We start from the raw sequence: 11,770 nt of genomic DNA, 5'->3' as shown, positions 1-11,770 counted from the left end.
AGTGTCACCTGTGATTAGTGTTTTTGACATGTTCAAAGTGGGCATCGGCCCCTCAAGTTCGCATACTGTCGGCCCGATGAAAGCAGGTAAACAGTTTGTGGATTTGCTGTGCGAACAGGAAAAGCTGCAGGAGGTCACCCGGATCGCCGTGGATGTTTACGGTTCTCTCTCTCTGACCGGCAAAGGCCATCACACTGATATCGCCATTATTATGGGTCTGGCGGGTGAATCGCCGGATACGGTGGATATCGATGCGATCCCCGCCTTTATTAAAGATGTTGAGCAGCGTGAGCGACTGCTGCTGGCGAAAGGCGCACACGAAGTGGATTTCCCGCGTGAAGGCGGCATGGTATTTCGCAGTGAGAACCTTTCGCTGCATGAAAACGGCCTGCGCCTGCTCGCGTTTGCGGGCGACCTGCTGATCCTGTCAAAAACCTATTACTCCGTTGGCGGCGGTTTCATTGTTGATGAAGAGCACTTCGGGCAGTCGGCACTGGATGAAGTCTCTGTGCCCTGGCCGTTCCACTCCGCCAAAGATCTGCTGGCTCACTGTCGTGAAACCGGCCTGTCACTCTCAGGTCTGGTGATGAAAAATGAGCTGGCGCTGCACAGCCGCGATGAGATCCATGCCTATTTCACTAACATCTGGCAGACGATGCAGGCCTGTATCGACCGCGGTCTGAATACCGAAGGCGTGTTGCCAGGGCCACTGCGCGTGCCGCGCCGTGCTGCCTCCCTGCGTCGTCTGCTGACCTCCTCTGACAAGCACTCCAGCGATCCGATGATTGTAATCGACTGGATCAATATGTATGCGCTGGCCGTTAACGAAGAGAACGCCGCGGGAGGCCGCGTGGTGACTGCGCCAACTAACGGTGCCTGCGGTATCGTGCCTGCGGTGCTGGCTTACTACGATCACTTCATTGAACCAGTGACACCCGACATTTTCCTGCGCTATTTCCTCGCCTCTGGCGCCATCGGCGTGCTGTACAAAATGAACGCCTCTATTTCAGGCGCGGAAGTGGGCTGTCAGGGTGAAGTGGGTGTCGCCTGTTCTATGGCGGCGGCCGGTCTGGCTGAACTGCTGGGCGGCAGTCCGGAGCAGGTCTGCGTGGCGGCTGAAATCGGCATGGAACATAACCTTGGTCTGACCTGTGACCCGGTAGCCGGTCAGGTTCAGGTGCCCTGCATTGAGCGCAATGCTATCGCCTCGGTTAAAGCGATTAATGCGGCGCGCATGGCACTTAGGCGCACCAGCGAACCCCGCGTCTCGCTGGATAAGGTTATCGAGACAATGTATGAAACCGGCAAAGATATGAACGCCAAATATCGTGAAACTTCGCGTGGCGGTCTGGCGATTAAAGTTCAGTGTGATTAAGCGAAACGATTAACTGACTAAAAAACGTGCAAACGTAATAAAATCCGCATCCTGCGCTATCTCAGCGCAGGTTTAACCGGTAGAGTGATTTCCGCGCAGCCGTCCGGCTTACGCAACTTTCCAGACCCGCTTTTCTGCATTCCGGCCTCAATGTTGATCTGACCGTGCCGATACTCACCCCGTTGTGTTTTGCTTTTTACTGGCTTTTTGGGAAGGTGAATACAGATGTTTATGGCCCAGCAATCTGTTGGACAATTCAGACGCAAGCGTGTGCTGATAGCGCTGTCGATCGCCACCGTGGTGCTGATATTAACCCTGGCCTTTCGCTATATCGAAGAGAAGTCACGTATCGAGCAGCAGGCGATGGATTTCGCCGATAAAGCGATTATGCGGTTTGACCGGATGTTTTCACCGCTGGAGGTTTCAGCCAATAATACGCTGGGTCTGGTCGGCGTTCCCTGTCAGGATGTTCGCTTTCCACTCATCGAAAAAATCTCTTCCCTGCAGACGGTCCGGGCGATCCTGCTGGTGGATAACGACGTGCTCTACTGCTCCAGTATTTATGGGCCGCGCACCATCCCCTTTAGCCAGACTTACCCTGACTTAGCCTTTAACAGTCAGCGCATGACGCTGGCAACCGATGAGTATCTGCTGAAAGGCTCGCCCATTTTACTGCTGTGGACGCCAAAGAGCCTGGATAACCGCTCCGGGATTTTGCAGGTGATCAACATCGAAATGATGAGCAATTATCTGCTGGAGCCGCAGTTGCCCTGGGTGGAACGCGCTGTCTTTAACGTCAATGGAGAGAGCCTGGAGTATGGCAATCCACTGATCGAGCCCACGGTGCCGTCTGAAGACGAAGTGAGCTATGAGCAGGGCTCGCTGCGCTATCCGTTTACGCTTACTCTCTATGGCCCCTCTCCGACCCGCCTGGCGCTGGCGACGCTTCCCTCACAGCTCCCGCTGGCGCTGCTGCTGAGTCTGCTTATGGGTTACATCGTCTGGCTGGCGACCGCAAATCGTATGAGCCTGAGCTGGCAAATCAGTTATGGCATTACGGCCCGTGAGTTTATGGTTTATTGCCAGCCGCTGATCAACACCAAAAGTGGTGAGTGCGACGGTATTGAGTTACTGCTGCGCTGGCATAATCCCCGTCAGGGCTGGATTGCACCGGATGTCTTTATTCCCCTGGCCGAGCGACAGAACCTGATCAAACCGCTGACGCGCTTTGTACTGAATGAGGTGGTGAGTCAGTTACCGCAGCTGCCCGACGATCCCGCGTTCCATATCGCCATTAACGTTGCCGCCAGCCACTTCCGCGACCACGCCATTCTGGAAGATCTGCACAACCTGTGGTGGCCTGCCAATCCGGTGCCAAAACTGGTGGTGGAGCTCACCGAGCGCGATGCCCTGCCGGTCGTGGACCAGTCGGTGATTGCGCAACTGCACGACATCGGTGTCCGGCTGGCGATTGATGATTTTGGCACCGGCCACAGCTCGCTCTCCTACCTGAAAGATCTGCAGCCAGATGTGCTGAAAATCGACAAGATTTTCACCGCAGCCATCGGCACTGACGCGATTAATGCCACGGTGACGGATATGGTGATTTCGCTGGCCCAGCGCCTGAATATCAGTCTGGTGGCCGAAGGCGTGGAAACAGCTGAGCAGGCGGCCTATCTGCGCGAACGCGGTGTGGATCATCTGCAGGGCTACTATTTTGCTCGCCCGATGCCGCTGCAGGACTTTCCGGCGTGGCTGGCGCAGCATCAGGCTGATGCCCGCAGGTGACAATCGCCTGAGCCCCGTTTCGCCCTGCCTGATGACCTTACGCCACAGACAAAAAAACAGCCGCGGCAATGAGCCAGCGGCTGTCAGAGAAATTCAGCGCGGCCGGTAAACCCGGCAGTGCCTGTGCATCAACGAGAACGATTAGCCCTCTTCATCCTCATCATGCGGTTTATCTTTAGTGACACGCACCAGATCGATACGGTAGTCGGTCGCTTCGATAATCTGGAAGTGCAGCGGAGTAATGTCAATTACATCGCCAGGAAGCGGTAACTGCCCTTTCTGCTCAATCAGCAGGCCCGCCAGCGAGGCGTGGTCTTCTGTCGGATCGACCAGCTCATGGAAGTCGAGCAACTGCTGCAGCGAGTGCAGATCGGTCCCCCCTTTCACTAACCAGCCATCACCATCCGCAATGATATCGGGCGTTTCATCTTCATCCGGGAATTCACCCGCAATCGCTTCCAGCACGTCCAGCGGCGTAATCAGACCCTGAACCACACCAAACTCATTGGTGACAATCACGAAGCTGCCTTTGGCACGACGCAGCACGCCAAGCAGGTTGATCGGATCCAGCGTCTCCGGCACCACGATAGTCGGTGTATTGGCCGCAAAGGTCGCCACATCCACACCGTGCTCCAGCGCCACCAGCAGCTCTTTGGCTCGCACTACACCGACAATTTCATCCAGTTCACCCCGACAGACCGGGAACAGGCTGTGAGGCGTATCAAGCAGCTGACCGCGAATCTCATCTACCGGACGATTCGCATCGACCCAGGAGATTTCACCGCGCGGCGTCATGATGCTGCGAATCGAGCGGGAAGCCAGCGTCAGCACGCCATTAATCATATAGCGCTCTTCATCTTTAAACGCTTCCTGCGGCATCGCTTCCGCCAGTGCTGCCTCTTCGCTGCTGCTGGTGTTGCCATTGCTGGCGGTCTGGGCACGGTTGCGGCCCCCCATCAGGCGTAAAATCGCTTCGGCGGTGCGTTCACGCATCGGGCGATTTGACTGATGGCGGATAAAGTTACGACGTGCAACCTGGTTGAACAGCTCAATCAGAATCGAGAAGCCAATCGCCGCATAGAGGTAGCCTTTAGGAATATGGAAACCAAAGCCTTCTGCCACCAGCGACAGACCGATCATCAGCAGGAAGCTCAGACAGAGCACCACTACAGTCGGATGCGCGTTAACAAAGTTGGTTAACGGCTTAGATGCCAACAGCATCACACCCATCGCAATCACCACGGCGGTCATCATCACCGGCAGGTGGTTCACCATACCCACGGCGGTAATCACAGCATCCAGCGAGAAGACGGCGTCCAGTACCACAATCTGCGTCACGACAGCCCAGAAACTGGCATATCCCCGATTACCGGATCCGTCGAGCTGCCGGTTCTCCAGCCGCTCGTGCAGCTCCATGGTCGCCTTAAACAACAGGAACAGACCACCCGCCAGCAGAATTAAATCACGACCGGCAAAGCTGAAACCGCCTACGCTAAAGAGAGGCGTCGTCAGCGTCACCATCCAGGAGATCAGCGACAGCAGACCCAGACGCATGACCAGCGCCAGTGACAGGCCAATCAGGCGTGCTTTATCACGCTGCTTCGGCGGCAGTTTGTCGGCCAGGATGGCAATAAACACCAGGTTATCAATGCCGAGTACGATTTCCAGCACCACGAGCGTCAGTAAACCCGCCCAGATTGAGGGGTCGAATAAAAATTCCATTATTTATGACTCCAGAACAGGGAACAGATCGCGGTGCTGCTTATCAGCGCAGCAAAGCGTGACATGCAGGTAGTCGGGAAAGCGGTGAAAACGCCGTGAGGCGAAGGGTGACGCGCCAGCAGGCGCAAAGAACAGATTAAGCGACGTCGGTGACGATCCATAAAGGTGGGCTGAAGCCCGTTACTCCTGAGTAATAAACAGAACGTTAATGTATCAGGTCGGCGAATTGCGTCAAAAAATTTTCTTATTTTTACAATCTGCCTGACGGATGATCAGGCGCATAAAAAGGGTTACTGGTCACTTCACAGGATGAATAGCTGACAGACATCACATAATTTATTTTTTCGATCACTAAAATAAATCGCGACTTTACCGCCTTGACGTAGTTAACCCATGTTTTTTCGACGCTATACCGATAATTCGAATCATCCGGTTAAACAGATCATCAAAGCAATTCAATACAGTTCATTGACTCAGATGAGCATCTCTAGCGAACGGAGGTAGCACGTGACCATTGCGATAGTAATTGGTACACACGGCTGGGCAGCGGAACAACTGCTGAAAACAGCAGAAATGCTGTTGGGCGAGCAGGACAATGTCGGCTGGATAGATTTTGTCCCCGGTGAAAATGCAGAAACGCTGATTGAAAAATATCAGGCACGACTGGCAGAACTTGATACGACGCAGGGAGTCCTGTTTTTAGTTGATACCTGGGGTGGCAGTCCGTTTAATGCGGCCAGTCGCATCGTGGTCGACAAACCGCAGTATGAGGTCATCGCCGGGGTCAATATCCCGATGCTGGTCGAAACCCTGATGGCGCGCGATGACAATCCCGGTTTTGACGAGCTGGTCGCCGTGGCGGTGGAGACCGGCCGTGAAGGCGTCAAAGCCCTGAAAGCCAAAGAAGAAGCGCCGGCGCCAGCTGCGGCAAAACCGGCCGCTGCGGCGCAACCGGCTAAGCCGATGGCGCCCGGTGACCACATGAAAATCGGGCTGACACGCATTGATGACCGTCTGATTCATGGGCAGGTGGCAACGCGCTGGACCAAAGAGACCAACGTTCAGCGCATTATCGTAGTCAGCGATGAAGTGGCCAACGATCATGTGCGCAAGACTCTGCTGACGCAGGTTGCTCCGCCCGGCGTCACGGCCCATGTGGTGGATGTCGATAAGATGGTGCGGGTGTGGAATAACCCGAAGTATGGTCAGGATCGCGTGATGCTGCTGTTTACCAACCCCACCGATGTACTGCGCGTGGTGGAACAGGGTGTCGATATTAAAACCGTCAACATCGGCGGTATGGCGTTCCGCCAGGGGAAAACTCAGGTCAATAATGCGGTCTCGGTCGATGAAAAAGATATTGCCGCATTCCGCAAACTCAATGAACGCAATATTGAACTGGAAGTGCGTAAAGTTTCCAGTGACCAGAAACTGAAAATGATGGATCTGATCGCGAAAGTTAACGCGTAACAGAAGCACTTATGCGCCTGCGTTTCCGGGCTCCTGGTTATCCTGCTGAGGACAAGAAGTATGATGGAAATAACCTCGCTACAAATTATTTTGATTTTTATTGTCGCCTGTATTGCCGGTATGGGGTCGATTCTGGATGAGTTCCAGTTTCACCGTCCCCTGGTGGCCTGTACCCTGATTGGTATGGTGCTGGGTGATATGAAAACCGGCATTATTATCGGCGGTACGCTGGAGATGATTGCGCTGGGCTGGATGAACATCGGTGCCGCCGTTGCGCCTGATGCCGCCCTCGCCTCCATTATCTCGACCATCCTGGTTATCGCTGGCGGTCAAAGTGTGGGTGCCGGTATTGCGCTGGCGATTCCGTTGGCCGCCGCCGGACAGGTACTGACCATTATCGTGCGTACGCTGACCGTCGCCTTCCAGCATGCGGCTGACAAAGCCGCAGAGAAAGGTAACCTCACGGCCATCTCCTGGATCCACGTCTCTGCCCTGCTGTTACAGGCGATGCGTATCGCTATCCCGGCGCTGATTGTGGCGATTTCGGTCGGCACCAGTGCGGTTCACGCCTTACTCAGCTCTATTCCGGACGTGGTGACCAACGGCCTGAATATCGCCGGTGGCATGATTGTGGTGGTCGGTTATGCGATGGTCATCAACATGATGCGCGCAGGCTACCTGATGCCGTTCTTTTACCTGGGCTTCGTCACCGCAGCCTTCACCAACTTTAACCTGGTGGCGCTGGGCGTCATTGGCGTGGTCATGGCGGTGCTCTACATTCAGCTCAGCCCGAAATACAACCGTGTGGCGGGAGCACCAACAGGTGCTGCGACCGCAAACGATCTTGATAACGAACTCGATTAAGGAACAGGTGAGCACATGGTTGATATTACGAAAGTCGAAAAGAAACTGACACCCGGTGATGTTCGCGCCGTCTTTCTGCGCTCTAATCTGTTCCAGGGTTCATGGAACTTTGAACGCATGCAGGCGCTGGGCTTCTGCTTCTCAATGGTGCCGGTGATCCGCCGTCTCTATCCTGAGAACAATGATGAGCGTAAGCAGGCGATCAAGCGTCATCTGGAGTTCTTTAATACCCATCCTTATGTGGCCGCGCCGGTTCTGGGCGTGACTATGGCGATGGAAGAGCAGCGTGCTAACGGCGCCCCGATCGACGATGGCGCGATTAACGGCCTTAAAGTCGGCCTGATGGGACCGCTGGCCGGTGTCGGCGACCCGATCTTCTGGGGTACGGTGCGTCCGGTGTTTGCCGCGCTGGGAGCCGGTATCGCCATGAGTGGCAGTCTGCTGGGTCCGCTGCTCTTCTTTGTGCTGTTTAACCTGGCACGTCTGCTGACCCGCTACTACGGCGTGGCCTATGGCTATCGCAAAGGGATCGATATCGTCAGTGATATGGGCGGCGGTTTCCTGCAGAAACTCACGGAGGGGGCGTCGATTCTCGGCCTGTTTGTCATGGGGGCGCTGGTCAACAAGTGGACACACGTAAACATCCCGCTGGTGGTGTCACGTATTACCGACTCGACCGGTAAAACCACCGTCACCACCGTACAGTCGATCCTCGATCAGCTGATGCCGGGCGTGGTGCCGCTGCTGCTGACCTTTGGCTGTATGTGGCTGTTACGCCGTAAAGTGAACGCGCTGTGGATTATCGTCGGCTTCTTTGCCATCGGTATCTTTGGTTACTGGATCGGCCTGCTCGGTCTGTAATTTCACCCGGCCGGGAGCCTGTGCTCCCGGCTTTTAAGCGTGGTGAGCTGAGCCACAACCGGCTGAGCTCACCCTGTTTGAGGTAGATGTGATGTCATTAACCGATGCGCTGATTGCGTGTTGTATTGCCGCCCTGATGGGGTTTGCCATTTATCATGAGGCGATTCTGCCGCGTCGCCACGGCCCGACCCGCTTACGGGTTGCGCTGCGCAGGCAGCATAAGCTGGATAGCCTGATTTTCATCGGCCTGCTGCTGATCCTGCTGTGGAACAACGTCAGCCATCACGGCCCGCAGCTCACCACCTCACTGCTGATGGTGCTGAGTTTTCTGGCGTTCTGGTTATTCTGGCTGCGAAAGCCAACGCTGCTGATGAAAAGTGAGGGGTTGTTTTACGCCGGTGTCTGGATCGATTACCGGCGAATTCAGGGCATGAATCTCTCTGAGGATGGCATTCTGGTGATTCAGCTGGAACAGCGTCGGCTGCTGATCGCGGTGCAGCAACTCGACGATCTGGAGCGCATCTATAACACCCTGGTCGAGGCGCGCTAGTCGCGCTGCCACACAGTCAGGGTAAAGTCTGCGTCGCAGCTGAACTGCTCGCTCTGCTGCAGGGTCTGCCAGACCTCTTCACGCGCCCGCCAGGCGAACGGCGTCATCTGAAGCAGGGTCGTCGCGGCTGTGCCGGTTAATGCCATCGGGTAACGCAGCGCATGCTGCGCCACCTGATGGAATCCGGGATACGCTTTCTGCTCCGGCACATGCAACTGCACTTCGCGGTAAATCAGCGCCTTGAACTGCTGCAGATGATGCGGGCCCGGTGTCACGGTCAGTACCAGGCCACCCGGCTTCAGCACGCGCGCCAGTTCCGCTTCATTGCAGGGTGCGTAGATTCGGACAACCGCATCCAGCGCGTGATCGGCAAAGGGTAAGCGCTGGCTGGAGGCGACGCAGAAGCGTACCGCCGGATAGCGCTTTGCTGCCAGCCGGATCGCCATTCTGGCGACATCCAGCCCATAGACCTGCCCATCCTCGCCTGCTGCGTCAGCCAGTGCGGCGGTGTAGTAACCTTCGCCACAGCCGATATCCAGGATTTTGCACTCCGGCTGGCTCAGCGCGGGCGCAAGCAGGCTGACGACCCGATCACGCAGCGGCTGGTAGTAGCCTGCCTCAAGAAATTCGCGTCGTGCCTGCATCATCTCTGCACTGTCACCCGGTTCACGCGACCGTTTATGCTGAACGGGCAGCAGATTGACATACCCTTCTTTCGCCTGGTCAAACTGATGGCGATTCTCGCAGCACCAGCTGCGCGAAGTAAAGGCGAGAGGAGAGTGACAAAGAGGGCAAATCAGGGACATAGGGTGCTCCGGCATCAGATAACGCGGCGCAGTGTAACCTTAACGTTTACGCATCGGAAGCATAAAGAAAGCCCCGGCTGAGAAGCCAGGGCTTTGAGATTTCATGTCAGGGTGCAATGCACCGAGGCGGAGTTGAATCAGATAGCCGTAACGTTAACGGCTGCCGGGCCTTTCTGGCCGTCCTGAATTTCGAACTCAACGCTCTGGCCTTCAGCCAGGGTTTTGAAACCATTGCCCTGAATAGCGGAGAAGTGTACGAACACATCTTTGCTACCGTCAGCAGGGGTGATAAAACCAAAACCTTTAGACTCGTTGAACCACTTAACCTGACCTTTAATCTTTGCCATTTTGCAAATTCCTTTAGATGTTTATTTAGCCCGAAGGCTGTCTTACAGAAAAACCAGAGACATTACTGCATGAGGCACTAATTAAGGTTCGGCAAGGAAGCGGTATTCAACGTCAACGTCTTTACTCGTTCTTCTTTACAGACTTCTTTACAGAAGATGCCATGCATAAACAGAACTGTACCTCGTTTAACTCAGGATTTGTTATCACATATCCTAAAAACAATGGCAAGCCATTTTTAAGGGCCTCAGCCAGCCTGCGCACATAATTGCCAGAAGGCTCACATTGCCTGTTCTGTGGCGTTTACAAATGCCGATGCAAATTAAGCCCGCTCTCTGGCCAGACCCCTCTCCGGCCTCTGTTGCCGGGTCTAACCCAATGGATACCATAAGAAATTAATATTTCACAAATATGGCAATAACAGAATGAATAAGCGAAGCGCGAAAAGTTGAAAATATCAATAATCCGGCTTCAATCCTGTACAGCGCCTTTTATTTCGTACAGATAACACTTTTTTTGCACCAAAAGCAGGAGCCAGACAGTCGTCCTGCTCCAAATAAAAGCATTGAGCCCGATTTTACTTATTAAGAATTTAACTTTTGATTTGAAAAATTGATATCAGATAATAAAAATCGGGCCTTTGTTTATCTCTGAGGTTTTAGGATAATTCCTGGGTATCCTTATTCAGCCCGCGGCTTTCGCCTATTCGCCACGGTTCGAAACCGCCCTTTTGCTCGTTTGCCCGCAGCAGCGCATCCGCCAGTTCTTTGGGTGGTGCATCCAGCGACTCATCGGCCAGTTCGAACACGCCCCAGTGGATGGGCAGCGTCAGCGGCTTGCCTGCTGCCTGCCATAGCGCCACCGCCTGATCGGGATTCATATGTTGGCCCGCCATGAACCATTCAGGTGCATAAGCGCCAATCGGCAAAGCCGCCAGGCTGAACGGGCCAAGTCGGGCCGCAATCTCCGGCAGGCTATCGCTGTAGCCGCTGTCGCCCGAGAACCAGAAGCGCACGGAGGCAGAACGCACGACCCAGCCGCACCAGAGCGAACGGTTTCGATCGCGCGGCGTTCGCATACTCCAGTGACGTGCCGGCACCGCATCAAAACAGAGGTCGCCGACAGTAAACTGTTGCCACCAGTCGAGCTGATGGACCTGTTTCACGCCCCGCGCCCTGCACCATTTTTCCAGGCCCAGCGGCACAATGAAGGTCGCCTGCGGAAAACGCCGGACGATCGCTTTAACCGTCGGCCGATCAAGATGATCGTAATGGTTATGTGAAATAAGCACGACATCCAGACGCGGCAGATCAGCGATGCTAAGCGGTGCGGGCGTTTTTCGCTGCGGCCCGGCAAAAGAGAGTGGTGAGGCGCGTGACGAGAGTGCGGGATCGATCAGGATATATTGCTGGTTCAGCCGCAGCAGCACGGCGGCATGACCCAGCCACCAGATGCGATCGTCACTGCCGCTGATATCAGCGTGCTGCCACCACTGTTCGGTGAAAGCCCTGTAGCCCTGCTGCGGTGGCAGCGGCAGCCCCTGTGATTTGCGCTCCCTGCGCCAGCGCTGCAGATCGCCCGGCTTGCGCCGTTCCGGTTCAGGATTGCAGAATCCCTCGGGCGTGTGATGCGCTTTGCTGCTGTCATACCACGGATTTTTCCAGACCATCCCGCCTCACTGCTGTGATTATCGTTCCGGAATCAACCGGATAAAGTCGCGTTTCTCGCGATCGTCATCGGTTTTTTTACTCTCTGCCCCTGGCTGCATCTCAATCAGACGGCGCAGCAGCTGATTCTGTTTCTTCTGCTCTTCCAGCAAAGACTCCAGTAAACGGATTTGCTCACCGGCGCGCACACTGGCGCGGTTGACAAAGAACCAGGCGATAAACGCCACAATTAAAATAATGACCAGCAAGCCATAGCTGACCAGTGGGCCCGAATTTGCGGCTAACTCATTCATAACTGCCTCGTAAAACTCAGTGGAAACGC

Annotated in this window: 11 protein-coding genes; 6 read left to right on the top strand and 5 right to left on the bottom strand. The window is 55.1% G+C overall.

Annotated features, from left to right (window positions below):
• The first annotated feature begins 10 nt into the window (after window positions 1-10).
• Window positions 11-1,375, top strand: coding sequence for an L-serine ammonia-lyase (locus OK412_RS03910; RefSeq protein ID WP_010260538.1), 1,365 nt, complete (start codon window positions 11-13; stop codon window positions 1,373-1,375).
• A gap of 225 nt (window positions 1,376-1,600) precedes the next feature.
• Entirely contained in the window at window positions 1,601-3,163 is a 1,563-nt protein-coding gene (locus tag OK412_RS03905; protein WP_022625544.1) for an EAL domain-containing protein, read from the top strand.
• Window positions 3,164-3,304: 141 nt separating this feature from the next.
• Here OK412_RS03905 and OK412_RS03900 read toward each other — a convergent pair whose 3' ends face one another.
• Window positions 3,305-4,885 (bottom strand): TerC family protein, encoded by a 1,581-nt coding sequence (locus tag OK412_RS03900; RefSeq protein ID WP_010260533.1) that lies wholly within the window; start codon window positions 4,883-4,885, stop codon window positions 3,305-3,307.
• Between the two features lie 507 nt (window positions 4,886-5,392).
• On the opposite strand from OK412_RS03900, the gene manX reads away from it, so the two are divergent.
• From manX to OK412_RS03880, 4 genes are all read left to right on the top strand, one after another.
• Complete coding sequence (gene manX / locus OK412_RS03895; protein ID WP_010260527.1) at window positions 5,393-6,355, top strand: PTS mannose transporter subunit IIAB; 963 nt, start codon at window positions 5,393-5,395, stop codon at window positions 6,353-6,355.
• A gap of 63 nt (window positions 6,356-6,418) precedes the next feature.
• Window positions 6,419-7,219, top strand: coding sequence for a PTS mannose/fructose/sorbose transporter subunit IIC (locus OK412_RS03890; RefSeq protein ID WP_010670765.1), 801 nt, complete (start codon window positions 6,419-6,421; stop codon window positions 7,217-7,219).
• Between the two features lie 15 nt (window positions 7,220-7,234).
• Window positions 7,235-8,080: a PTS mannose transporter subunit IID gene (locus tag OK412_RS03885; RefSeq protein ID WP_031591381.1), complete on the top strand. Its 846-nt coding sequence runs from the start codon at window positions 7,235-7,237 to the stop codon at window positions 8,078-8,080.
• A 91-nt stretch (window positions 8,081-8,171) separates the two neighbouring features.
• Window positions 8,172-8,630, top strand: a complete 459-nt coding sequence (locus OK412_RS03880) for a DUF986 family protein (RefSeq protein ID WP_022625541.1) — start codon at window positions 8,172-8,174, stop codon at window positions 8,628-8,630.
• Here the strand turns inward: OK412_RS03880 and rlmA are convergent.
• The 4 genes from rlmA to OK412_RS03860 form a co-directional block, all read right to left on the bottom strand.
• Window positions 8,627-9,436, bottom strand: a complete 810-nt coding sequence (gene rlmA / locus OK412_RS03875) for a 23S rRNA (guanine(745)-N(1))-methyltransferase (protein WP_264352708.1) — start codon at window positions 9,434-9,436, stop codon at window positions 8,627-8,629. The two genes, OK412_RS03880 and rlmA, sit on opposite strands and share 4 nt — an antisense overlap.
• Before the next feature lie 137 nt (window positions 9,437-9,573).
• Complete coding sequence (gene cspE, locus OK412_RS03870; protein ID WP_003852684.1) at window positions 9,574-9,783, bottom strand: transcription antiterminator/RNA stability regulator CspE; 210 nt, start codon at window positions 9,781-9,783, stop codon at window positions 9,574-9,576.
• Window positions 9,784-10,439: 656 nt separating this feature from the next.
• The gene (locus tag OK412_RS03865; RefSeq protein ID WP_264352707.1) at window positions 10,440-11,450 is read right to left on the bottom strand and encodes an MBL fold metallo-hydrolase; all 1,011 of its coding nucleotides are present in this window, start codon (window positions 11,448-11,450) and stop codon (window positions 10,440-10,442) included.
• A gap of 18 nt (window positions 11,451-11,468) precedes the next feature.
• Entirely contained in the window at window positions 11,469-11,741 is a 273-nt protein-coding gene (locus tag OK412_RS03860) for a YebO family protein (protein ID WP_010258793.1), read from the bottom strand.
• Between the last annotated feature and the right edge of the window lie 29 nt (window positions 11,742-11,770).

This window comes from Pantoea sp. JV6 (assembly GCF_025910055.1).
GTDB classification, from domain to species: domain Bacteria; phylum Pseudomonadota; class Gammaproteobacteria; order Enterobacterales; family Enterobacteriaceae; genus Pantoea; species Pantoea agglomerans.
This window is presented reverse-complemented; position numbering and strand designations above follow the sequence as displayed.